This is a genomic window from Kitasatospora sp. NPDC001683, assembly GCF_053596495.1.
The window spans coordinates 72542-95324 of sequence record NZ_JBSFGK010000017.1 but is presented as its reverse complement, the minus strand read 5'-3'; the positions used below and the strand labels follow the sequence as shown (position 1 = coordinate 95324).

Annotated in this window: 18 protein-coding genes, 3 pseudogenes and 1 riboswitch; of the genes and pseudogenes, 11 read left to right on the top strand and 10 right to left on the bottom strand. The window is 73.7% G+C overall.

Annotated elements, in window-relative coordinates; all coding sequences use genetic code 11:
• The first annotated feature begins 72 nt into the window (after positions 1-72).
• Positions 73-861: a CPBP family intramembrane glutamic endopeptidase gene (locus ACWCYO_RS12270; protein ID WP_449784189.1), complete on the top strand. Its 789-nt coding sequence runs from the start codon at positions 73-75 to the stop codon at positions 859-861.
• On the opposite strand, the gene ACWCYO_RS12265 is transcribed toward ACWCYO_RS12270, so the two are convergent.
• From ACWCYO_RS12265 to ACWCYO_RS12240, 6 genes are all read right to left on the bottom strand, one after another.
• A complete protein-coding gene (locus ACWCYO_RS12265) occupies positions 839-1375 on the bottom strand; it encodes an HAD domain-containing protein (RefSeq protein ID WP_449784188.1) in 537 nt (178 codons plus the stop codon). The two genes, ACWCYO_RS12270 and ACWCYO_RS12265, sit on opposite strands and share 23 nt — an antisense overlap.
• Positions 1376-1475: 100 nt before the next feature.
• The gene (locus tag ACWCYO_RS12260) at positions 1476-2750 is read right to left on the bottom strand and encodes an MFS transporter (RefSeq protein WP_449784187.1); all 1275 of its coding nucleotides are present in this window, start codon (positions 2748-2750) and stop codon (positions 1476-1478) included.
• Positions 2751-2819: 69 nt separating this feature from the next.
• A complete protein-coding gene (locus ACWCYO_RS12255; protein ID WP_270141774.1) occupies positions 2820-3521 on the bottom strand; it encodes a dienelactone hydrolase family protein in 702 nt (233 codons plus the stop codon).
• A 54-nt stretch (positions 3522-3575) separates the two neighbouring features.
• A complete protein-coding gene (locus ACWCYO_RS12250) occupies positions 3576-4988 on the bottom strand; it encodes a sugar porter family MFS transporter (RefSeq protein WP_449784186.1) in 1413 nt (470 codons plus the stop codon).
• A gap of 114 nt (positions 4989-5102) precedes the next feature.
• The gene (locus ACWCYO_RS12245) at positions 5103-5807 is read right to left on the bottom strand and encodes an FMN-binding negative transcriptional regulator (RefSeq protein ID WP_449784185.1); all 705 of its coding nucleotides are present in this window, start codon (positions 5805-5807) and stop codon (positions 5103-5105) included.
• 12 nt (positions 5808-5819) lie between these two features.
• A complete protein-coding gene (locus tag ACWCYO_RS12240; RefSeq protein WP_270141766.1) occupies positions 5820-6494 on the bottom strand; it encodes a pyridoxamine 5'-phosphate oxidase family protein in 675 nt (224 codons plus the stop codon).
• A gap of 34 nt (positions 6495-6528) precedes the next feature.
• Here ACWCYO_RS12240 and ACWCYO_RS12235 point away from each other — a divergent pair, with 34 nt between their 5' ends.
• Entirely contained in the window at positions 6529-7863 is a 1335-nt protein-coding gene (locus ACWCYO_RS12235; RefSeq protein ID WP_449784184.1) for an aminotransferase class I/II-fold pyridoxal phosphate-dependent enzyme, read from the top strand.
• A gap of 217 nt (positions 7864-8080) precedes the next feature.
• On the top strand, positions 8081-9283 hold the full coding sequence (locus ACWCYO_RS12230) for a GDSL-type esterase/lipase family protein (protein ID WP_270141763.1): 1203 nt from the start codon (positions 8081-8083) through the stop codon (positions 9281-9283).
• A gap of 71 nt (positions 9284-9354) precedes the next feature.
• On the opposite strand, the gene ACWCYO_RS12225 is transcribed toward ACWCYO_RS12230, so the two are convergent.
• Positions 9355-10713, bottom strand: a complete 1359-nt coding sequence (locus ACWCYO_RS12225) for an NAD(P)/FAD-dependent oxidoreductase (protein WP_270141760.1) — start codon at positions 10711-10713, stop codon at positions 9355-9357.
• Positions 10714-11021: 308 nt separating this feature from the next.
• Between ACWCYO_RS12225 and ACWCYO_RS12220 the strand changes: the two genes are divergently transcribed.
• From ACWCYO_RS12220 to ACWCYO_RS12210, 3 genes are all read left to right on the top strand, one after another.
• Entirely contained in the window at positions 11022-11777 is a 756-nt protein-coding gene (locus ACWCYO_RS12220; protein WP_449784183.1) for a HipA family kinase, read from the top strand.
• Entirely contained in the window at positions 11774-12190 is a 417-nt protein-coding gene (locus tag ACWCYO_RS12215) for a DUF3037 domain-containing protein (RefSeq protein WP_270141754.1), read from the top strand. The genes ACWCYO_RS12220 and ACWCYO_RS12215 overlap by 4 nt, the downstream gene beginning before the upstream one ends.
• Before the next feature lie 97 nt (positions 12191-12287).
• Positions 12288-12746 carry a MarR family winged helix-turn-helix transcriptional regulator gene (locus ACWCYO_RS12210; RefSeq protein WP_270141752.1) on the top strand — a complete coding sequence of 153 codons (459 nt, stop codon included), beginning with the start codon at positions 12288-12290 and terminating at the stop codon, positions 12744-12746.
• A 45-nt stretch (positions 12747-12791) separates the two neighbouring features.
• Here the strand turns inward: ACWCYO_RS12210 and ACWCYO_RS12205 are convergent, their stop codons facing one another.
• A complete protein-coding gene (locus tag ACWCYO_RS12205; RefSeq protein ID WP_449784182.1) occupies positions 12792-14909 on the bottom strand; it encodes a HelD family protein in 2118 nt (705 codons plus the stop codon).
• Positions 14910-15018: 109 nt separating this feature from the next.
• On the opposite strand from ACWCYO_RS12205, the gene purB reads away from it, so the two are divergent.
• Complete coding sequence (gene purB, locus ACWCYO_RS12200) at positions 15019-16458, top strand: adenylosuccinate lyase (protein WP_270141748.1); 1440 nt, start codon at positions 15019-15021, stop codon at positions 16456-16458.
• Between the two features lie 24 nt (positions 16459-16482).
• On the opposite strand, the gene ACWCYO_RS12195 is transcribed toward purB, so the two are convergent.
• Positions 16483-18021 carry an MFS transporter gene (locus tag ACWCYO_RS12195; RefSeq protein ID WP_270141747.1) on the bottom strand — a complete coding sequence of 513 codons (1539 nt, stop codon included), beginning with the start codon at positions 18019-18021 and terminating at the stop codon, positions 16483-16485.
• 318 nt (positions 18022-18339) lie between these two features.
• Positions 18340-18514: riboswitch (cyclic di-AMP (ydaO/yuaA leader) on the top strand.
• Positions 18515-18779: 265 nt separating this feature from the next.
• On the opposite strand from ACWCYO_RS12195, the pseudogene ACWCYO_RS12190 reads away from it, so the two are divergent.
• Both ACWCYO_RS12190 and ACWCYO_RS12185 read left to right on the top strand, forming a co-directional pair.
• Positions 18780-19145: pseudogene (locus ACWCYO_RS12190) on the top strand (M23 family metallopeptidase); the annotation flags it as partial.
• 205 nt (positions 19146-19350) lie between these two features.
• Positions 19351-19491, top strand: a complete 141-nt coding sequence (locus ACWCYO_RS12185; protein WP_449784200.1) for a hypothetical protein — start codon at positions 19351-19353, stop codon at positions 19489-19491.
• A gap of 61 nt (positions 19492-19552) precedes the next feature.
• On the opposite strand, the pseudogene ACWCYO_RS12180 reads toward ACWCYO_RS12185, so the two are convergent.
• Positions 19553-20215 (bottom strand): annotated as a pseudogene (locus ACWCYO_RS12180) (hypothetical protein); the annotation flags it as partial.
• Between the two features lie 263 nt (positions 20216-20478).
• Between ACWCYO_RS12180 and ACWCYO_RS12175 the strand changes: the two are divergent.
• Both ACWCYO_RS12175 and ACWCYO_RS12170 read left to right on the top strand, forming a co-directional pair.
• Complete coding sequence (locus ACWCYO_RS12175) at positions 20479-21816, top strand: amino acid deaminase (protein ID WP_449784181.1); 1338 nt, start codon at positions 20479-20481, stop codon at positions 21814-21816.
• A 70-nt stretch (positions 21817-21886) separates the two neighbouring features.
• A pseudogene (locus ACWCYO_RS12170) lies at positions 21887-22684 on the top strand (N-acyl-D-amino-acid deacylase family protein); the annotation flags it as partial.
• Positions 22685-22783: the final 99 nt, after the last annotated feature.

Genomic DNA, 22783 nt, shown 5'->3' with positions numbered 1-22783 from the left:
CCCGCTGTGCCAGGATGATCGCTCCGGTCGTCGGCCGACCGCCGGAGCGATCGTCCGTTCGATGGAGCAGCCGTGACAACCCGCCCGACCGTGCCGGAGACCGCGGAGCCCACCCGACGGCTGCTCGGCGTGGAACTGCTGATCGTCCTCGGACTCTCCCTCGGGGCCAGCGGGATCAGCGCGCTGATCAGCTTCGCGGGCTCGCTCACCGAACCGCTCAAGCTCGGCCAGCAGGTCGCCACGCTGAACGGTTCGCGCGCGCCCGGGCGGCCCTGGCTGGACCTGGTGTGGCAGCTGTACTACATCGGCCGCGGGCTGATGCCGGTGGTGCTGGTCGGCTACCTGCTGGTGCGCGAGGGCGTCACGCTGCGGGTGCTGGGCTTCGACCTGCGGGAGAGGCTGCGCGACCTCGGCCGGGGCGCGGGCGTCGCGGCGGCGATCGGCGGGTGCGGGCTGGCGCTGTACCTGGCCTCGCAGGCGGCCGGGTACAACCTGACGGTGGCGCCCTCGGGGCTGCCGGACGTGTGGTGGCGGGTGCCGGTGCTGGTGCTGTCGGCCTGGCAGAACGCGATCCTCGAGGAGGTCGTGGTCCTCGGCTACCTGCTGCGCCGGCTGGGGCAGCGGGGGTGGTCCTGGCCGGCCGCGGTGGTGGCCAGCGCGGTGCTGCGCGGTTCGTACCACCTGTACCAGGGGGTCGGCGGTCTGATCGGCAACATGGTGATGGGGGCGGTGTTCTGCTTGCTGTACCGGCGCTGGGGGCGGGTGATGCCGCTGGTGGCGGCGCACGCGCTGATCGACACGGTGGCCTTCGTCGGGTACGCGCTGCTCGCCGGGCACGTCAGCTGGCTGCCGACCCCCTGACCTGGGCTCCCAGCAGCGGCCGGCTGCGCGGCGGGCGGGCCAGCAGCCGCTCGACGTGGTGGCGCTCCAGGCCCTGGCCGGGGTCGATCGGCAGCAGCAGCCGGTCGCGGCGCCAGAGGGAGCGGCGGACCAGCCGGGAGGGGATGACGTCGTCCACCCAGGCGAACGGCCGGCCCTCGGCGTAGCGCAGCAGCGGGGCCCACTTGGCGGCGGAGAACAGCTCCATCAGTCGGACGCGCGGGTCGCCGGGCTGGGGGACGTAGCCGGTGAAGCGGACGAAGGGGAGCGGGGCCAGGCCGATCGCCGGGGCGATGTGGGTGTTGGCGTGCTCCTCCCAGGTGCTGGCCCAGACCAGCTCGTACGTTCCGGCGAGCTCGCGCAGCCAGGCGCCGTGCTCGGCGGCGAGCAGGACGGCGCAGCCGAGCAGGGTGTGGGAGTCGAACCCGGCGTCGGGATGCGGACAGACCGGGTTCAGCACCCCGTCCACGTCCAGGAACAGCAGTGGCTTCGGCACCGGTGGGCCCCCCAGGTGGATGGTTTCTCCTACTCGGTCGGACGAACCACGCGTACCGGTGGTTGCTCCGCGGCGGGCGCACGCGGGGCGCACAGGGTGCTCACGGCGCGGGCGCTGGCTCGGGGGCGGGCACCGGTGCGTCCGGGGTGCTTCGCCGGGGTTCGCGGCGGGAGAGCCGGCGGACCTGCGGGTCGACCAGGACGGCTGCGCTGAGCAGCAGGCACAGCGCGGCGCAGGCCCAGAGCGCGCCGGACAGGCCGAGTGCGGCGGCCGCCGGGCCGGCCAGCGCGGTGCCGACCGGGGCCAGCGAGTAGGAGCCGAGCTCGTCGTACGCGGTGACCCGGGAGAACATCTCCTCCGGGACCTCCTGCTGGAGCGCGATCATCCAGTTGACGGCGAAGACGGTGACGCCGACCCCGGAGAGGAACATCGCGGCGATCAGCAGCGGCAGCGGGGCTTCGAGGGCCAGCGCGAGGGCGGGGACGCCGAACAGGAAGACGCCCCAGTTGCCGACCAGCAGGATCCGGCGGGGGCGCCAGCGCGCCATCAGCAGACCGGTGACCACCAGGCCGACCCCGTAGGCGGACATCGCCAGGCCCCAGGCGCTCGCGCCGCCGAGCCGCTGGTCGGCCACGGCCGGCCCGTACACCGACTCGACCGCGTTGATGCAGGCGACCAGGACGGCGAACTGGGCCACGATCACCCAGAGCCAGCGGCGGGAGGAGAACTCCCGCCAGCCCTCGCGCAGGTCGCGCAGCATGCTGCCGCCGGAGGGCGCGGGGGCGGACTCGGGCTCCAGGAAGACGCGCAGGGCGGCGGCGACCAGGAAGCAGAGGGCGTCCAGGGCGAGCACCCAGCCGGGGCCGAAGGCGGCGGTGAGCGCTCCGCCGAGGGCGGCGCCGCCGATCTGGGAGGCGTTCTGGCCCATCCGGAAGGCCGAGAAGGCGCGGGCGGCGTGCTCCTGGGGCACGGCCTGCATGATCATGCCGCCGGCGGCCGGGGAGTAGAGGGCGTACCCGGCGCCGCCGGCGGCGGAGAGCACCAGCAACTGCCACAGCTGGACGTTCCCGGCCAGGACCAGGACGGCCAGGACGGCCTGGGCGGCGGCGCTGAACAGGTTGGCGGCCACCATGATGCGGTGGCGCGGCAGCCGGTCGGCGAGGGTGCCGCCGACCACCAGGAGCAGGACGGTGGGCAGCAGCCGGGCGGCGGTGACGTAGCCGACCTCGGCGGTGGTGCCGCCGTTGCCGAGGACGGCGAAGGCGGTGGCGATGGGGGCGCCGGCGTTGCCGAGGCCGCTGACCACGGTGGCGGCGGTCTGGATGCGGAAGTTGCGGCTCGCCCAGGCGAAGCGGCGGGGGAGTGGGGTCGGCACCCCGTGACTATGGCCGGAGTTCGTACAGGTGTCATCTGGATTTCGGGCCGGTTCCGGCCCGTTGGTGCGTCAGCCGAGATGGCCCCGGAGGAAGGTGAGGGTGCGCCGCCAGGCGATCCGGGCCTGGAGGGCGTCGTAGGTGCCGAGCGGGTTCTCGTCGTTCATGAAGGCGTGCCCGGCCGGGTAGAAGTGGATCTCGGGGCGGATGTCGGTGGCCTCGCCGATCCGGATCGCGGCCTCGTCCACGGCGGCCATCGGGTTGGAGCGGTCGAGTTCGCCGAAGTGGCCGAGGACGTGGGCGGTCAGGCCGCGGTAGTCGAAGTCCGGGTCGGGCGGCAGGCCGTAGAACGGGACCACGGCGGCGACCCGGTCACCGGCCCGGGCGGCCAGCATCAGGGCGAAGCCGCCGCCCATGCAGAAGCCGACCGCGCCGACCGCGTCGCCGACCACGCCGTCCAGCGAGAGCAGGAAGTCGACGGCACCGGAGAGGTCCTCGACGGCCCGCTCGACCGGGAGTGCGCGTTTGAGCCGGGCGGCCTCGGCGCCGTCGTGGGTGGTGGCGCCGCCGAACAGGTCGGGCGCGAGGACGGTGAACCCCTCGGCGGCGAAGCGGTCGGCCATGTCGGCGATGTGCGAGGTGAGCCCCCACCACTCCTGCACCACCACCAGGCCGGGGCCGACCCCCTGCGGAGGGCGGGCCAGGTACCCGTGCGCGGTGCGGCCGTTGCTCGGGAAGCTGACGTTCTGCCGGGAGCCGCCCTGGTCAGGCATGGCTTCCTCTCGGGGGGTCGGGCCGCGTGCGGCGTGGTGTGCGGGAGCGGTCACTCAGCCCATCTCCTCCAGGGCGCGGCCCTTGGTCTCCCTGATGCAGAAGGCCACGAACGGGATGGAGAGCAGCGCGAAGGCCGCGTAGATCACGTACGTCGCGGAGAGGTTCCAGTCGGCGAGGTCCGGGAAGCTGACGGTGATCGCCCAGTTGGCGATCCACTGGGCCGAGGCGGCGACCGACAGGGCCAGGGCCCGGATCCGGTTGGGGAACATCTCGCCGAGCAGCACCCAGACCACCACGCCCCAGGAGAAGGCGAAGCAGAGCACGAAGACGTGCGCGGCGATCAGGGCGACCGTGGCGTGGGTGGTGTCGAGGGTGGCGGTGCCGCCGGTGCCGCTGCGGTAGGAGAACGCCCAGGCGGCCGTGGCCAGGGCGGCCGCCATGCCGGTGGAGCCCGCCAGGGCCAGCGGCTTGCGGCCGATCCGGTCCACCAGGACCATCGCGATCACCGTGCCGATCACGTTGATGATCGAGGTGGAGAGGCTGATCAGCAGCGAGTTGGACTCGTTGATGCCGACCGACTGCCAGAGGAAGGACGAGTAGTAGAAGATCACGTTGATTCCGACGAACTGCTGGAACACCGAGGCGCCGATGCCGACCCAGACGATCGGCAGCAGGCCGAAGCGGCCGCCGAGCAGGTCCCCCAGCCGGGGTTTGTGGGTGGACTCCAGCACCGCGCGGATCTCCGCCACCCGGGCGTCCAGGTCGACGTCCTCCCCCTCGACCTCGACCAGCACCTTGCGGGCCTGCACCTCGCGGTGGTCGGCGATCAGGTAGCGCGGCGACTCCGGGATGGCCAGCGCCATCAGGCCGTACACCAGGGCCGGGATGGTCTCGACGCCGAGCATCCACTGCCAGGCCTGGATGCCGCCGATGTGACCGGTGGACTCGCCGCCGGCGGCCTGGTTGAGCGCCCAGTTGGCGAGCTGGGAGACGGTGATGCCGAGCACGATCGCCATCTGCTGGAAGGACGCGAGCCGGCCGCGGTAGGCGGTGGGGGCGACCTCGGCGATGTAGGTGGGGGCGATCACCGAGGCGATGCCGATCGCGATGCCGCCGACCACGCGCCAGGAGGCGAGCGCCTCGATGTTCGGCGGGAACATCGAGCCGAGGCCGCTGGCCGCGAACAGCACGGCGGCCAGCAGCATCGTGCGCACCCGGCCGAGGCGGTCCGCCAGCCGGCCGGCGACCACCGCGCCGAGGGCCGAGCCCAGCAGCGCGATGGCCACCACGAAGGCGGTGGTGCCGTGGCCCACCGCGAAGTGCTTCTGGATGCCCGTCACCGCGCCGTTGATCACGGCGCTGTCGTAACCGAACAGGAAGCCGCCCATCGCGGCGGCCGCCGAGATGAAGATCACGTGGCCGAGGTGGGCCTCGCCGGACGCCCGCTGACTGTGGACTGTGGACACGCGCGCTCCCCGAGGTGGACGGGCCCGTTCTGACGGCCGGACAGGACTCGTCTCACATTCGAGCAGCGCGGCGACCGACCTGCCCGCCTTGGGAACCGATCGGGTGAAACGGGGTCAGTCGGCGGCGCGCCGCGGTGCCGCGCGCCGGGCGCGGGCCGTTCCGGCGGCGCCGCCCGTTCCGGCGCTGCGCCGCTGGTGACGGCGGAGCAACTGGGCGCGGGCGGCGGCGTCCTGGTCGCGTCCGTGCCGGGGGTCGTCGGCGCGCTCGGCGAGCCGGTCGGCGATCGCGTACTGGGCCTCGGCCGGCTTCTTGTCGTCGTACTTGAACTTGGCACGCACCTCGCGGACCGTCAGGCGGAGCCCGCGCAGGCCGGGCAGCAGCCGGCCGAGCTCGTTCGCGCCGGGGAGCACCCGAAAGTCCGGGGTCTCCGGCTGGAAGTGCGCCAGCTGGCGGTTGAGGATCTCCGCCTTGCCCTCGGCGGACTCGACCACCTCGGCGGTGCAGTGGAAGTGGACCGAGGCGTAGTAGCTGGTGGGCGTGCCGGGCTCACCGCGCCAGTGGCCGGGGGCGAAGGCGTAGCCGTCAGTGACCGCCAGGGTGACGTTCGGGTCGGCCCGGACGGCGGCCAGCAGCGGGTTGGGGGTGGCGAGGTGGAGCAGGATCTCGCCGCGGTCGGCGTCCAGCAGGAAGTGCGTCGGGACGAGCACCGGACCCTGCTCGGGGCCGCCGTTGGCGGCGAGCAGGCCGAAGTCGCGGCCCTCGGCCAGCCAGGCGCGCCATTCGTCCTCGTCGCCGCGGTCCCAGGACCTGATGAGCATCGGGGGCCTCCCTCAGCGGGGGAAGACGCGCATGTGCGCGGGGAGCGGGACGTTCTGGTCGTACGGCTCGGGCGTGCCGTGCACGGTGGTGACCGGGACGATCCCGGACCAGTGGGGCAGGTCGGCGTCCTCCGGGTCGTCGTCGGCGCCGTCCGCGCGGGTCTTGGCCGAGACCTCGTCCAGCTCCAGCCGGAGCACGGCGGTGGCGGCGAGCTCCTTGGGGTTGGCCGGGCGGATCTCGCCGGAGCGGCCGGGGACGACGTGGTCGACCAGGGCGGCCAGCGCGACGTCCAGCTCCTCGGGGTCGCTGACCTGGTACGCGGTGCCGTGGGCGACCACCGAGCGGAAGTTCACCGAGTGGTTGAACGCGGACTTGGTCAGCACCAGGGCGTCGACGTGGGTGACGGTGACGCAGACCTGCATGCCCTGCTCGCCGGAGGCGCCGCGCATCGGGCGGCTGCCGGTGGAGCCGTGGACGTAGAGCCGGCTGCCGACCCGGGCGAAGATCGTCGGCAGGACCACGGGGGCGCCATCGGCGACGAAGCCGAGGTGGCAGACGTAGGCCTCGTCGAGGATGGCGTGGATGGCGTCCTGCTCCCAGGTGGCGCGGTCCTTGTAGCGGGTGGGGGTGGTGCGCGGGGTCCGGGAGTAGGTGGCGTCACCGGCGTTCGTCGGCGTGGTCGACATGACAACCTCTATGTACTAGTGCATAATCTTCTTTGTGCTAGGAGACTATCCGCTGAAAGGGCGACGCGCCAGCGAAATCGCGGCCCACATCGAACAGGGCGTGAGCAGCGGGCAGCTCGCACCCGGAACCGCGCTGCCCCCGCTGCGCGACCTCGCCGCCGAACTCGGCGTCAACCCCAACACCGTGGCCGCCGCCTACCGGCTGCTGCGCGACCGCGGCGTGATCGAGACGGCCGGCCGCAAGGGCAGCCGGATCCTCCCCCGGCCCGCACTCACCCCCCGCGACCAGATCCGCGTCCCCGTCCCCGCCGACGCCCGCGACCTGTCCACCGGCAACCCCGACCCGGCCCTGCTGCCCGACCTCGCCCCGGCCCTCGCGGCCGCCGCCGAGGCCGCCCGGGCCGAGCCCGTGCTCTACGGGCACCCGCGCATCGACGCCGGACTGCTCGAGCTCGCCCGCACCTCCTTCGCGGCCGACGGGCTGCACGGCCCGATCGCCGTCGCCTCCGGCGCGCTGGACACCGTCGAGCGCACCCTCGGGGCCTGGCTGCGCCCCGGCGACGCGGTGGCGGTCGAGGACCCGGGCTGGGGCAGCCTGCTCGACCTGCTGCCCGCGATGGGGCTGCGGCCCGCGCCGGTCCGGCTGGACGACGAGGGCCTGCTGCCGGACTCACTGGCCGCCGCGCTGGCCGAGGGCGCCCGGGCGGTGGTGGTGACCAGCCGGGCGCAGAACCCGACCGGTGCGGCACTCACCGCGCGCCGGGCCGCGGCGCTGCGGGCCGTCCTGGCCGGGCACCCCGGGGTGCTGCTGATCGAGGACGACCACGGGCACGGCATGGTCGACCAGCCGTACCACCCGCTGGTCGGCGCCGGGCCCCGGCACTGGGCGGTGGTGCGTTCGGCGGCCAAGGCGTACGGGCCGGACCTGCGGGTGTCGGTGATGGTCGGCGACGAGGAGACGGTCGGCCGGGTGGCCGGACGGCTGCGGCTGGGTGCGGGCTGGGTCAGCCACGTGCTGCAGCGCACCGTCGTCGAGCTGTGGCGCGCCGACGCGGCACCGGCCGCGACCGTGGCCGCCGCCTACCGGGCGCGACGCGACGCGCTGTTGGGGGAGTTGGCGGCGCGCGGCATCGAGGCGCACGGGGAGAGCGGGCTGAACGTCTGGGTGCCGGTGCCGGACGAGACCTCGGCGCTGGCGGCGCTGGTGCAGCGCGGGTGGGTGGCGGCGCCCGGCGCGCGGTACCGGATCCAGTCGCCGCCCGGGCTGCGGTTCACCACGGCGCGGCTGGAGGCCGCGCAGTCGCGGCGGTTGGCGGAGGACCTGGCGGAGGTGCTGGGCTCGGGCGGGGGAGGGTCCCGGCTGGTGTGAATCCCGCTGGCGTGAGCCCCGCCGGGTGTGAGCCCGGTTGGGCCGGGGCCCGCTGTTCGCTCCGAACCCGTTGGTAACAAAGCGGAAACCCGGTGCAGATACCTAGCGGTAACCAAGGCGTGCATGTCATCTTCATCGCGCCACCGGCCGGCGGTCCACCCCCACACGCGTCTTCCCGCCCCCACACGCGGGGAGACCGAGCCGCAGGAGTTCCGCCGTGCCCGAAAACGGTTCGAGCATCATCAGCAGCACCCCTGGACTCGTCCGACGGCTGCTCAGCGCAGCCCTCGCCCTCCCGCTCGCCACCGGCGGTCTGCTGGCCGGTGATCTGCTGGCCGCGACGCCCGCCCGGGCCGCCACCATCCCGAGCGGACCGACCGCCAGCGTGACGCTCGGAGACAGCTACATCTCCGGTGAGGCCGGCCGCTGGAAGGGCAACTCCGCCGACTCCGGCGGCAGTCGGACCGGCACCGACCGGGCCTGGACCGGCAGTTCGTACGACCCCGGTCTGATCTACGGCGCGACGGCCGCCAACGGGTGCGACCGCTCGGACGTCGCCGAGGTGCTCGGGGCCTCGACCGTCGCGCAGAAGCAGATCAACCTGGCCTGCTCCGGGGCCGTCACCACGAACATCTTCCGCGCCTCCAACGGTGGCCAGGCGTACAAGGGCGAGGCCCCGCAGGCCGACCAACTGGCCACCGTGGCAGCACAGAACAACATCAAGCTGATCACGTTGTCGATCGGGGGCAACGACCTCGGCTTCGCCAGCGTCATCTCGAACTGCGTCCAGGACTACCTGATCTGGTACAGCTACTGCCACGACTCGCAGCAGTCGGCGATCGATTCGAAGATGCCGACCGCGATGGCGGGCGTCGGCAAGGCGATCGACGAGATCCGCGCGGTCATGTCCGACGCCGGCTACGCGCAGTCGGACTACCGGCTGGTCCTGCAGTCGTACCCGTCGCCGATCCCGCGCAGCGCCGAGATGCGCTATCCGGAGAGCGGCTGGAGCCGTTCCAACACCGGCGGCTGCCCGTTCTGGGACGCGGACGCCGACTGGGCGCGCGACTCGATGGTGCCGCAGATCTCCACGGCGCTCGCCGGGGTCGCGGCCAGCAAGGGCGTGCAGTTCCTGGACCTCTCCAACATGTTGCAGGGCCGCGAGGTCTGCTCCACGGCCACCCAGCAGCCGACCGCGAGCACCGGTCCGTCCGCGACCACCAGTGAGTGGGCGCGGTTCCTGGACGGCGGCTTCAACACCACCCAGGGAGTGTTGCAGGAGTCGATGCACCCCGACTACTACGGGCAGTTGGCGCTCGGGCGCTGCCTGACCCTGCTGTGGGGGCAGAGCAGCGGCGACTACGCCTGCCGGAACACGGCGGGGCGGGACGCGAGTGGGATGTACCTGGTCGCGCGCTGACGGCCGCACAGGTGATGGCGCCCCGCTGCGGTGTTCCTCCGCGGCGGGGCGCCCAAGTGCCCTGCGTCCGCTCAGCCCTTGGCGAGCAGGGACTGGGCGTGGGCGCGCACCTGGTCCCGGGTCAGGTAGGCGTCGGTGTACTCGAAGTCCTGCAGTCGGGCGGGCTGGCGGGCGAGGAAGCCGATGCGGACGAAGTCGTCTCCGGCGGTCGCGTTCATCAGCCAGTTCGCGCCCACCCGGAGCTTGGCCACATTGGTGCGCATCGCCATCAGGTGGTAGCCGCGGGCCACCAACTGGGCTGTCACGCCGCGCAGTTCGACGCCGACCGGCTTGGAGACCGCGTCCTTGCCGCCGAGGTCGACCACCAGGCCCAGGTCCTTGTGGTAGTACGGCTCCAGGGGCTGGTTGTGGAGCGAGGCGATCACGTTGTCGGCCACCGCGCGGCCCTGGCGGGCCGAGTGCTGGGCGGTGGGCGGGCAGACCGCGCCGTCGCCCTTGGCGAGGTCCGGGACGGCGGCCGCGTCACCGAGCGCGAACACGCCCTCGAACTGCGGCACCCGCATCTCCGCCGTCACGGCGAGCCGGCCGCGGACCGTCTCCGCGTCCAGGGTGCCGATCAGCGGACTCGCGGCCACGCCGGCCGTCCAGATCAGGGTGCGGCAGGGAAGCACCCGGCCGTCGGTGAACTTGACCGTCTCGGCGCCGACTTCGGCCACCGAGACGCCCAGCGACACCTCGATGCCGCGCTCGCGCAGCACCTCCAGGGCGGCGGTGCCCAGCGCCTCGCCGAGCTCGGGCATCAGCTTGGGGGCGATGTCGATCAGGTGCCACTTGATCTGGCTGGCGTCCAGACGCGGGTAGCGGCGGGCCGCGGCGGTGGTGAGGCGCTGCAGGCAGGCGGCCGTCTCGGTGCCCGCGTAGCCGCCGCCGACCACCACGAACTGCAGCCGGGACTCGCGCTCCCGCTGGTCCAAGGTGGCCGAGGCGAGGTCGAGTTGGGCGATGACGTGGTCGCGGACGTAGGCCGCCTCGGCGAGCGTCTTCATGCCGCGGGCGTAGTCGGTGAGGCCGGGGATGTCGAAGGTGCGGGTGACGCTGCCGGGGGCGAGCACCAGGATGTCGTACTTCAGGGCGATCACCTCGTCGGTGACCTTGCGGACCACGCACACCCGGGAGGCCGGGTCCACCCCGATGGCGCCGCCGGGGACGATGTGGGTGCGGCGCAGGGTCCGGCGCAGGGAGACGGCCACGGACTGGGGGGTGAGGACGCCGGCGGCGACGTGGGGGAGGAGGGGGAGGTAGAGCTGGTAGCTGAACGGCGTGACCAGCGTGATCTCGGCCTCCGACGGCGAGAGCTTGCGTTCGAGGCGGCGGGCGCACTCCAGGCCTGCGAAGCCGCCGCCCACGATCAGGATCCGAGGTCGTTCCATCGCTCATCCCTTATGTCGTGCAGGTCGTACCGGAAGGTCCCCATTACTGTCCGCCACACTCGCACGGAGCAGCGGGGGCTGCCACTGGGGCGGGGCGGTGGGAGGAGTGGGAGGGGAGGGGTGCAGGTGGGGTGCGAGGGGGAGTGGGGGCCGGGCGGAGTGGGGGGCAGCGGGGGCTGCCACTGGGGCGGGGCGGTGCGAGGAGCCGGAGGGGAGGGGAGGGGTGCAGGTGGGGTGCGAGGGGTGGGCATTCGGCGCGGGGGCCTGGTGCGTACGTTGATGGGTGGTGCACCGATAAGCTGTCGGGCGTGCTCCCCGAGGTGACGGCGGTCCGGTATGTGACGCCACTGCGAGAAGGCGGCTCGATGCCGGGCCTGGTCGAGGCCGACGACCGGCGGCTGTACGCGCTGAAATGGGTCGGCGCGGCGCAGGGCCGGAAGGCGTTGGTCGCGGAGGTGCTGGCCGGTGAGTTGGGGCGGCGGCTCGGGCTGCCGGTGCCTGAGCTGGTGACGATCGACCTGGACCCGGTGCTCGCGCGCAGTGAGCCGGACCACCAGATCCAGGACCAGATGCGGGCCAGCGGCGGGACCAACCTGGGAATGGCCTTCGTCAGCGGCGCGCTCAACTTCGATCCGCTCTGCTTCGAGGTGGACCCCGAACTCGCCGGGCAGGTCCTCTGGTTCGACGCGCTGATCGGCAACGTCGACCGTTCCTGGCGCAACCCCAACCTGCTGGTGGCGACCGGCGGGCTGCGACTGATCGACCACGGCGCGAGCCTGATCTTCCACCACAACTGGGCCGGCGCCGCCGGCTGGGTGCGCCGCCCGTACGACGCGTCCGACCACGCGCTGCTGCGGGCCCAGCCGGACCTGGCGGCCGCGGACAAGGCGCTCGCGCCGCTCGCGGAGGCGGCCGTGGAGGCTGCCGTGGCGCAGATTCCCGAGGTGTGGCTGGTGGACGAGTTCGGTTTCGACTCGCCCGACGAGGTGCGCGCCGCGTACCGCACCCAGCTGACCGAGCGACTGGCCGGTCCGCGGGACTGGCTGCCGGAGGTGCCCGCATGACCGAGCCGCTGTCGGCCGCGCTGCCGGCCGTCGTCGAGCTGTACGACTACGAGTACGCCGTGATCCGGGCGGTGCCGCGGGTCGAGCGGGGCGAGTGCGTCAACGTCGGGGTGCTGCTGTACTGCCGGCAGAGCGCGCACCTGGCGGCGCGCACCCATCTGGACCAGGCCCGGCTGCTGGCGCTGGACCCGGTGGCGGACGTGCAGGGGGTGCGCCGGGCGCTGCAGGGGATCGAGGCGGTCTGCCTGGGCGGTCCGCACGCCGGTCCGGCGGCCGCGGACAGCCCCGGGCAGCGGTTCCGCTGGCTGACCGCGCCGCGCAGCGCGATCATCCAGCCGGGTCCGGTGCACACCGGGCTGACCGCGGACCCGGACACCGAGCTGCGGCGGTTGTTCGACCAGCTGGTGCTCTGACCGCGGACGTGCTCCGGGCGGAAGTGTGAGGTGGCTCGCGGACGGTTGCCGTGGTCAAAGCTTGAGTTACTGAAGCACTCGGTCGTACGCTGGCCCCATGGGTTCGACCTCGACGACGACCGTACCGACCAACGCCGAGCTGATGGAGGCGTTGGCCGCCGTCGGCGCCGCGTACTTCCAGGACTTCGCGGCGGCCGCGGCCCGGCACGGGCTGTCCTCCTCGCAGGCCAAGGCGCTGGGTGCGGTGCAGGAGCCGGTGCCGATGCGGGCGCTGGCCGGGCGGCTGGGCTGCGACGCGTCGAACGTGACCGGGATCGTGGACCGGCTGGAGTCGCTGGGCCTGGCCAACCGGGAGGCGGCCGCCGGTGACCGCCGGGTGAAGATCGTGGTGATCACGGCCGAGGGCCGGGAGATCCTGGGCCGCATCCGCAGCGAGATGGCCCGTACCCACCAGGCCTTCGAGGCGATGACCGACGAGCAGCGGATCGCCCTGCACTCGATCTGCGGGCAGGTCCTGCCGGTGCTGGCCGGCCGGACGGGCGGCGCGCAGCAGTAGGCCCTGGCGGGCCGCCCGTTCGCCCGTGCTCGGAGTGCCCCGGCCTCAGAGTGCCCCGGCGAGTTCCGGTGGCAGCGGCCGGTGGTGCAGCAGGGTGAGCGTGCGGGTGGCGCGGGTGAGCGCGACGTACAGGTCCCGCGGGGCGAGCGCGGCCGGCTCGACCACCACGACGTTGTCGAACTCCAGGCCCTTGGCCGCCGCGACCGTCAGCGCGCCCAGTTCCGGTGCCGTGCCGTCCGCCGCGATGACGCCCAAGGTGCCGACGGGCGTGGGCAGTTCGGCCAGCGCGGCGGCGAAGTCGCGGTCCGGGACGGGGATGGCGCGGGGCCGCTCGGTGCCCGGGCGGACGGACTCGGGGGGCTGCTGCCCGGGGGCGGCCGTGCGCAGCACGGCGGTGGCGAGGGCCATGATCGGCGCCGGCGTCCGGTAGTTCACGGTGAGCCGCTCCTCGCGCCAGCGGCCGGGCAGGTGCGGGTCGAGCATCTGGGCCCAACTGCGGGCGCCGGCGGGCGATCCGGTCTGGGCGAGGTCGCCGACGATGGTGAGCGAGTTGGTCGGGATGCGTCGCAGGACGGTGCGCCAGGCCATCGCGGAGAGCTCCTGCGCCTCGTCCACCACGACGTGGCCGTACGCCCAGGTGCGGTCGGCGCCGGCGCGTTCGGCGGTGGAGCGGTACGGGCCGTCCTCCTGGAACCGGTCGGCCAGGGCGGCGGCGTCCAGCAGGGCGTCGTCGGTCTGCCCGGTGATGGTCAACACGCCCTGCGCGAAGGCGATTTCTTTCGGGTCCCGGGCCTCGGTGCGGTCCGCCGGGCGGAGTTCACCGAGGAGTTCGGCGGCCTCGTCCAGCAGCGGGACGTCCTCGACCGTCCAGGGCGATCCGGGCGGGCGGAGCAGGGCGGCCGCGTGCTCGGGGGCGATCTCGGTGAGCAACTCCCGGTCGGTGAGCAGCCGTTCGACGAGTTGCTGCGGGGTGAGCGCGGGCCAGAGCGGGTCGAGCGCGGCGCGGACGTCCTTCCGGGCCCACAGCTCGCGGGGTGCGTAGTGCGCCTCCTCCTCGTCGTACGGGCGGCCGAGGGAGAGCGCCTGGGCGATGGCCAGGGCGTCCAGCAGGGTGCGCAGGTAGTGGGTGCGGGCCCGGTTGTGCGGCGCCCGTAGGCCGCGGGCGGCGTCCCGGGCCTGGGCGCAGGCACGGGCGGAGAGGCGCAGCCCCTCGCCCAGGTCGATGCCCTCGGTGGGCGCCGACTGGTGGGCGGCGACGGCCAGTTGGAGCACCTCTGCCATCCACGGGCCGCCCTTGGCGACGGCCGTGGCGGGGGTGTCGCGGTGGGTCGCGGTGACGTCGGGGAAGAGCTCGCCGACCGTGCGCAGCACCACTTCGGTCTCGCCGAGGGCGGGCAGCACCTCCTCGATGTAGCGCAGGAAGCCCGCGGTGGGGCCGATGACCAGCACGCCGCGGCGCTCCAGCGCGGCGCGGTGGGTGAACAGCAGGTAGGCGGCGCGGTGCAGGGCGGCGAGGGTCTTGCCCGTCCCGGGCCCGCCCTGGACGACCAGGGCGCCGGGCAACGGGGAGCGGATCACCCGGTCCTGCTCGACCTGGATGGTGGCGACGGCGGTGCCCATCCGGCCGGTGCGCTCGCGGGCGAGCGCGGCGAGCAGGGCGGCCTCGCCGACCAGGGCGCGGCGGTCGGACTCGTCCAGCCCGGCGAGGTCGAGCGCCTCGTCGTCCAGGCCGGTGACGGTGCGGCCCTCGGTGTGCAGGTGGCGGCGGCGCACCACGGCGCCCGGGGCGGCGGGGGTCGCGGTGTAGAACGGGCGGGCGGCGGGGGCGCGCCAGTCGAGCAGCAGCGGTTCGTACGCCTCGTCGGTCAGGCCGGTGCGGCCGATGTAGTGGACGGTGCCGTCGCGTTCGTCGAGGCGGCCGAAGCAGAGGCCGCGTTCCACCGCGTCGAGCCGGGCGGCGTGGCGCTCGGCCTCGCGGGCGCGGACCTCGCGCTCCAGCCGGGCCTGGTGCGTGCCGCCCGCCGCCGCGCCGACGTGGGCGCCGTCGCTGGTGCGGCGGGCCCGCTCCCGGGCGGCGTCCAGGTGGGTGTAGAGCCGGTCGAGGTGGGCCTGTTCGGTGCGCAGCGCTTCGGCGAGTGGGGCTTCCGCTGGTGTTCCGTTCATCGGTGTGGTATCCTTGCGGTGAGAAGTTTGCGGGGCGCATTCCGATGGGCGTTGAACCGGCCCAGCGTACCCCATCCGCCGACGTTCGGCGTGACCTCGGCTGTTAGGCTTGCGAAGCGTGAGCGCGAAGCCCCAGATCCCCAATGTCCTGGCCTCCCGGTACGCCTCGGCGACCCTGGCCCAGCTGTGGTCCCCCGAGCACAAGGTGGTCCTCGAGCGCCACCTGTGGCTCGCCGTCCTGAAGGCCCAGCAGGACCTCGGTGTCGAGGTGCCGGCCGACGCCGTCGCCGACTACGAGCGGGTGATCGACCAGGTCGACCTCGGCTCGATCGCCGCCCGTGAGCGGATCACCCGCCACGACGTGAAGGCCCGGATCGAGGAGTTCAGCGAGCTCGCCGGCCACGAGCAGATCCACAAGGGCATGACCTCCCGGGATCTGACCGAGAACGTCGAGCAGCTGCAGATCCGCCAGTCCCTGGAGCACGTCCGGGACCGCACGGTCGCCGTCCTGGTGCGCCTGGCCGGCCTGGCCGCCCAGCACTCCGAGCTGGTCATGGCCGGCCGCTCGCACAACGTGGCCGCGCAGGCCACCACCCTGGGCAAGCGCTTCGCGTCGATCACGGACGAGCTGCTGGTCGCCTTCCGCCGCCTGGAGGAGCTGATCGCCCGCTACCCGCTGCGCGGGATCAAGGGCCCGGTCGGCACCGCCCAGGACATGCTGGACCTGCTGGGTGGGGACACCGACAAGCTGGCCGAGCTGGAGCGCCGGGTCGCCGCGCACCTCGGCTTCGACAACGTGCTGACCAGCGTCGGCCAGGTCTACCCCCGCTCGCTGGACTTCGAGGTGCTCACCGCCCTCGTACAGCTGGCCGCCGCGCCGTCCAGCCTGGCCAAGACCATCCGCCTGATGGCCGGCCACGAGCTGGTCACGGAGGGCTTCAAGGAGGGCCAGGTCGGCTCCTCCGCGATGCCGCACAAGATGAACACCCGCTCCTGCGAGCGCGTCAACGGACTGGCCGTCATCCTGCGCGGCTACGCCTCGATGACCGGCGAGCTGGCCGGCGACCAGTGGAACGAGGGCGACGTCTCCTGCTCGGTGGTGCGCCGGGTCGCGCTGCCGGACGCCTTCTTCGCCTTCGACGGCCTGCTGGAGACCTTCCTGACCGTCCTGGACGAGTTCGGCGCCTTCCCGGCCGTGATCGAGGCCGAGCTGGACCGTTACCTGCCGTTCCTGGCCACCACCAAGGTGCTGATGGGTGCGGTGCGCGCGGGGGTCGGCCGGGAGACCGGCCACGAGGTGATCAAGGAGCACGCCGTCGCCTCCGCGCTGGCGATGCGCGCGGGCGGCCGGGAGAACGAGCTGCTGGACCGCCTCGCCGCCGACGAGCGGATCCCGCTGGACCGGGCCGCGCTGGACGCGCTGCTGGCCGACAAGCTGTCCTTCACCGGGGCGGCCGGGGCCCAGGTCGCCGAGATCGTCCGCCAGGTGGAGGACGTCGCGGCGGCCTACCCGGAGGCGGCCAAGTACGCGCCGGGCGCCATCCTCTAAACAGGAGCAGTCTCTGACGCGGCCTCAGATTTCCGACGAGGGCCCTGCCGCCGTTCCGGTGGCGGGGCCCTCGGGCGTCCGGGAGTGGCCGGGGTCGAGCGGCGGGGTGGTGGTGGCGCAGGACCAGTCGCAGTTCGGCTCGGCCACCGGTTGTTCCTCGGGGGCGAGCACGTTGCCCCGGACGGTGACGAAGGCGATCAGTCCGCCACCGGCCAGCAGGCCCGCGCAGATCAGCATCGCGGTGTGGAAGGCGGAGTCCACCGAGGACGGCACCCGGTAGGCGTTGCCGCTCAGTCCGGCCATCGCCGGGAGGGCGGCGACCGCGAGCAGGCCGGCCGCCCGGGCGGCGGCGTTGTTGACGCCGCTGGCGATGCCCGCGTGCCGCACCTCGACGGCGGCCAGCACGGTGGCGGTCAGCGGCGCGACCAGCAGCGTCATCCCGCAGCCCATCACCGCGACCGCGGGCAGCACGTCCACCCAGTAGGAGGAGCCGGGGCCGGTGCGCAGCATCAGCAGCACCCCGGCGGCGCACAGCAGCGGTCCGACGGTGAGCGGGATGCGCGGGCCGATCCGCTTGCCGAGGCGCCCGGCGCGCGCGGACAGGGTCAGCATCAACAGCGTGATCGGCACCAGGGCGAAGCCGGAGACCAGCGGCGAGAAGCCGGAGACGATCTGCAGCTGCACCACCAGCAGGAAGAACACCCCGCTGAACGCCGCGTACACGCACAGGGTGACCAGGTTCACGGCGGTGAACAGCCGGGAGGAGAACAGCCCGAGCGGCAGCATCGGATCGGGCGCCCGCCGTTCGACGGCCACGAAGGCGGCGGCGAGCAGCAGGCCGAGCGCGCCGCTGACCCAGACACCGGGGGACAGGCCCTCCCCGGCGGCGGTGAGCGCGTAGGTGATCGCGCCGAGGGCGAGCGCGGCGAGCAGGGCGCCGGGCACGTCGAAGCGGCCGGTGGCGGACTCGTCCCGGCTCTCCGGGACGTACCGGGAGGTGACCGCGATCACGGCGGCGGCCAGCGGCAGGTTCAGCAGGAAGATCCAGCGCCAGCCGGGCCCGTCCACCAGCCAGCCGCCGAGGAAGGGGCCGACGGCCGCCGACACCCCGCCCAGGCCGGACCACAGGCCCACCGCCGCCGAGCGGTCGTCCGGGTGGAAGACGGCCTGGAGCATGGCGAGCGAGCCCGGGGTGAGCAGCGCGCCGCCGATGCCCTGGACGGCGCGGGCGGCGATCAGCACGTGGATGGTCGGGGCGGCGGCGCAGGCCGCCGAGGCGGCGGCGAACCAGACCACGCCGATCAGGAAGACCCGGCGCCGCCCGTAGCGGTCGCCGAGCGCCCCGCCGAGCAGGATCAGGCCCGCGAGGGTGAGCAGATAGGCGTTCAGGGTCCATTGCAGGGAGGCGAGGGAGGCGCCGAGGTCGGTGCCGATCCGGGGCAGGGCGACGTTCACCACGGTGCCGTCGAGCATCGCCATGCTGGAGCCGAGCACCGTCGCGAGCAGTACCCAGCGTCCCTGCGCGGTGCCCAGGCGCAGGGAGCCGGCTTCAGAGGTGGCCACGAGCCCGATCCTGCGCCCGTTGCGGCATACGTGACAAGGGTCACCGGACGGTGTGTCGACCGGTGGCGGGGAGTGCACGGACGGTCGCGCAGTGGGGTCGGGATCGGCGCAGGGTCGTGGATCAGTGGCACCGGGTGAATGGATTGTGCACGTACGGTGTAGCGGATCATTCGGACGGTCACCGGGTTCCGGGGATCGGCCGCCGGTTCGAGAGATCGACATTGCTTCACCCGAACGGATGAGTTTTAGTTCAGCGACCGCCCGGCCAGTCCGGACGGACCCGCCGGGTGGAACGCCGAGTCCTGCCGCTGCCCGGTGGTTCGAACTGAGCTCTGTACGGCAGGAGCGGGGGACCCACAGGTAAGTCGCCGGACCGGAGTTCGCGCTTTCAGCGCGGACGTCCAGGACCGGCTCGGGGTGAAGCCGCGCATGCGGCCGGGCAACTCCAGCCCGAACCCGACAGCTCACCTCGCAGGCGTCGGAGAGGAAATCCCATGCCTGCACAGGCTCGCCGTTTCGTCCTGCCCCGTGTCGCCGTGCCCCGTGCCGCCCGCATCGGCCTCGCCACCGCCGTGGCCGGTGCCTCCTTCGTCCTGCCGCTGGTGACCGCGATGAGCGGGCAGGCCACGGCCGCTCCGGCCGTCCAGGTCGTCGCCGCCGCGCCGGTCGCCCAGGTCGTCGCCGCCGCTCCCGCGGCCGCTCCGGCCGCCGTCACCGCCGGCTTCGTCGCCCCGCTGGCCAAGCCGGTGCTGGGCGAGGCCTACGGCGTGGCCGGCACGATGTGGGCCTCCGGCCACCACACCGGCCAGGACTTCGTCTGCTCCACCGGCACCCCGGTGCGCGCGGTCGCCAACGGCGTCGTGGTGCAGGCCGGCAACGGCGGCGCCTACGGCAACCAGGTCGAGATCAAGCTCGCCGACGGCAAGTACGCGCAGTACGCGCACCTGTCCGTGATCCGCGTGAAGGTCGGTCAGGCCGTCACCGTCGGCCAGCAGCTCGGCCTCTCCGGCGCCACCGGCAACGTGACCGGCCCGCACCTGCACTTCGAGATCCGCACCGGTCCGAACTACGGCTCGGACATCAACCCGGTCACCTACCTGCGGGCGCACGGCGTCGCGCTCTGACCCCACCGGGTTCCAGGGACCACCGCTGCCGCGGGGCGAATCGATCCTCCGGGATGGTCATGTCGGGTGACCGCTCGACCGGGTGATCGCCGCGGCGGTGGACATGGGCGCGGGACACGCCCACGGCCGGCCCGGCTGCACGGGACACCTCCCTCGTGCAGCCGGGCCGGCCACTGCCGTCTTCCGGCGCCTTCCCCTGGCGACCGTGGTGCTCACGGTGTCCTCGCTCGGGTACGTGGCGATGAACCGGCACGTCACGGCGGCCGGGGCGTTCTACGGGTACGTCTCACACGGGCTGGGCCGGGTGGTCGGGATGGCGCCGGTGGGCCGTGCTGGGCGGCGGTGAGCAGCTCGTGCATCCGGTGGCCGAAGTCCTCGGTGTCGCAGGCGGGTTCGGGGAAGACCAGGCGGACGTCGCGGTGGCTGTGCGGGTGGTCCAGACGCAACACCACGCCGTGGCGGTTCAGGGCGAGCGGGCGGACGTCCGGGTGGTGGGTGAGCAGGGCCGGGTCGAGCAGGCCGGTGAGCAGGCCGAGGGCGTCGGCGTGGCCGTCGGCCAGGTGGGGTGAGCAGCGCGGCCTCGTGGCGGGCCAGCGGGTCGGGGGTGGCGCGGGCGAGGTCGGCGGGGGCGGTGACCACCAAGGCGGCGTCCTTGACCACCACGGTGGCGGGGGAGGGGAAACGGCGGCGCAGCGCGGCGGGCTCGTCGGTGCCGAGCAGCAGCAGATCGGCGGCGTCCAGCAGCGACGGCAGCACGGCCGGGTCGCGTTCCTGCCAGAGCGCGGGGCGCCAGTTGAGGTCGAAGCTGACCAGCCGACCCGGGCGGCGGTCGGCCAGCAGGGCACGCAGCAGGGCCAGGCAGCCGTCGGAGAGCGCGGCGGTGATGCCGGACAGGTGCAGCAGGCGGGCGCCGGCCAGCAGCGCGGCGGCGGCCGGATCGGTGAGCAGGGCGGGGGAGAGCGCGGCGGCCGCGGAGCCGCGCCGGTGGTAGTGCAGCCGGCTGCGGCCGGGACCCAGGTCGTCTCCACGGCCTCCAGCGGGCCCGGGCGGTCGGGCAGCAGGACGGCCATCGACTCGCCCACGCACACGGCCGTCGGGGGAGGGCCGGGGCGATCGCGCTCCCGGGTGTCCTGTCGCGGCGTCTGCCGGCCTCCTCGTCCGCGTTCCGTGGGGTGCGGCCGTTCCGTGGGTGCGGCCGTTCGCTGGCGTGCGGTCCGACTCGGTTCGACCGTCCATGGGGTCCGTTGACCGTGATCCGGCGCCGAAGCTAGAACCGTGCTGCCAGCATGTGCAACCCTCGTTGCGCATGTTGCAACACGGATGGAGGAAGACGGTGGAGCAGACCTTCGCGGGCGACAGTGCCTTCTCGGGCGGAAGGGTCTTCGCGAGCAGCGCGGCCGGGCCGGGGATCGCCGAGGGGGCGGTGGCGGCCCTGGCCGACGAGACCCTCGACTGGCGGTTCAAGGCCGCCCCGCCGGAGAGCTGGGGGCGCACCGTCCGGGAGTGGCTCGCCACCGGGCCCACCCTCTCCTCGCTCGGCACCCCGCTGCTCACCCTCGACGGCGCCGCGCTCGACCACAACGTCCGCACCATGGCCGACTGGTGCGCCAAGGCGGGCGTCGCCCTCGCCCCGCACGGCAAGACCACCATGGCGCCCGCGCTCTGGCAGGCCCAACTCGCCGCCGGCAGCCACGGCATCACCCTCGCCAACCTGCCGCAGGTGCGCGTCGCCCGGGCCTTCGGCGTCCAGCGGATCCTGCTCGCCAACACCCTGCTGGACCCGGCCGGACTCGCCTGGCTCGCCGCCGAGTTGACCGCCGACCCTTACTTCGCCTTCCTCTGCTGGACCGACTCCACCGAGGGCGTACGGCTGATGGACGAGGCGCTGCGCGCCGCCGGGGCCGAACGGCCGGTCGAGGTGCTGGTCGAACTCGGCGGCCCGGGCGGGCGGACCGGCGCGCGGGGCGTGGACGCGGCCGTCGAGGTCGCCGCCGCCGTGCTGCGCGCGCCGACCCTGCGGCTGGCCGGCGTCGGCGGGTACGAGGGCGCCCTCGCGCACGACGCCACGGCGGAGGGGCTGGCCACCGTGCGCGGCTACCTCAAGGCGCTCGGGGAGCTGCACGGCCGGCTCGCCGACGCCTATCCGGACGGTGTGCCACCGGTGGTGTCGGCCGGCGGCAGTGCCTACTTCGACCTGGTGGTCGAGGAGTTGGCCGCCCTGCCGGAGGCCTTCGTGGTGCTGCGCTCGGGGGCGTACATCGCCCACGACGACGGCTTCTACCGGGGCATCTCGCCGCTCGCCCGGGGTGGCGCGGACGCCCCGTTCCGCGGTGCGCTGCACGGCTGGGCCCGGGTGGCCTCCCGGCCGGAGCCGCAACTGGCGCTGCTGGACGCGGGAAAGCGCGACCTGCCCTTCGACGACGGCCTGCCCGAGCCGCAACGCGTACGCGACGGAGCCGAGTTGACGGGCACGACGGCACGGATCACGGCGCTCAACGACCAGCACGCCTTCCTCCGCGACGCAGGCGACCTCGCGCCGATCGGCGCGGTGCTGCGGCTCGGCGTCTCGCACCCGTGCACGGCCTTCGACAAGTGGACGGCGATCCCGGTGCTGGACTCCGCGGACGCCGCCGAGCCGAAGGTCACCGGGCTGGTCAGGACCTTCTTCTGATGCCGGAAGGCCGGACAGTGCGCCGGCGGGAGGCAACGCCTTCGGAGGAACCGTCTTCGAGGGGGCGACGGTGGTCGACGGGACCGGCGCCGAGCGCTACCGCGCGGACGTCCGGATCGCCGACGGGCTGATCGCCGAGATCGGCGCGGGCCTGGGCGGGCCGTCGACGGTGGACGCCGACGGGCTGGTGCTCACCCCCGGCTTCATCGACATGCACGCCCACTCCGACCTCGCCCTGCTGCTCGAGCCCGAGCACCCGGCCAAGGTCACCCAGGGCGTCACCTGCGAGGTCCTCGGCCGGGACGGCCTGTCCTACGCCCCGGTGGAGGACACCACCCTGCCCGCGCTGCGCCGCCAACTCGCGGGCTGGAACGGCGATCCGGCGGACCTCGGCTGGGACTGGCGGGACGTCGCCGGCTACCTGGACCGGATCGACCGCACCCGGCCCGCCGTCAACGCCTGCTACCTGGTCCCGCGCGGCTCGCTGCGGATGCTCGTCATGGGCTGGCAGAACCGCCCGGCCACCCCGGTCGAACTCGACCGGATGCGGCAGGTGTTGGCGCGGAGCCTGCTGCAGGGAGCGGTCGGCACGTCCAGCGGTCTCAGCTACACCCCCGGGATGTACGCGGACACCGCCGAGCTGGTCGAGCTGTGCCCGGTGGTCGCGGCCTACGGCGGCTTCCACGCACCGCACCAACGCTCCTACGGGCGCGGGGCGTTGGAGGGATACGCCGAGATGGTGGAGATCGCCCGGCGCTCCGGCTGCGCGCTGCACCTGACCCACGCCACGATGAACTTCGGCGTCAACCGGGGCCGGGCCGGCGAGCCGCTGGAGCTGGTCGACCGGGCGCTCGCGGACGGCATCGACCGGGGCACTCGCCGAGGGCGGCATCAACTTCACCGAATTCACCCACACCACACCGGAGGTGTCGGATTCATCTGGTACGGGCGGCTGAGGCCGGTTGGC

Excerpts from the sequence above, each read along its gene's own strand:
- ACWCYO_RS12210 (WP_270141752.1), top strand. The coding sequence starts at position 12,288 with ATGGGTTCGACCTCGACGACGACCGTACCGACCAACGCCGAGCTGATG.
- ACWCYO_RS12225 (WP_270141760.1), bottom strand. The coding sequence starts at position 10,713 with ATGGAACGACCTCGGATCCTGATCGTGGGCGGCGGCTTCGCAGGCCTG.
- ACWCYO_RS12215 (WP_270141754.1), top strand. The coding sequence starts at position 11,774 with ATGACCGAGCCGCTGTCGGCCGCGCTGCCGGCCGTCGTCGAGCTGTAC.
- ACWCYO_RS12255 (WP_270141774.1), bottom strand. The coding sequence starts at position 3,521 with ATGCCTGACCAGGGCGGCTCCCGGCAGAACGTCAGCTTCCCGAGCAAC.
- ACWCYO_RS12245 (WP_449784185.1), bottom strand. The coding sequence starts at position 5,807 with ATGCTCATCAGGTCCTGGGACCGCGGCGACGAGGACGAATGGCGCGCC.
- ACWCYO_RS12240 (WP_270141766.1), bottom strand. The coding sequence starts at position 6,494 with ATGTCGACCACGCCGACGAACGCCGGTGACGCCACCTACTCCCGGACC.
- ACWCYO_RS12205 (WP_449784182.1), bottom strand. The coding sequence starts at position 14,909 with ATGAACGGAACACCAGCGGAAGCCCCACTCGCCGAAGCGCTGCGCACC.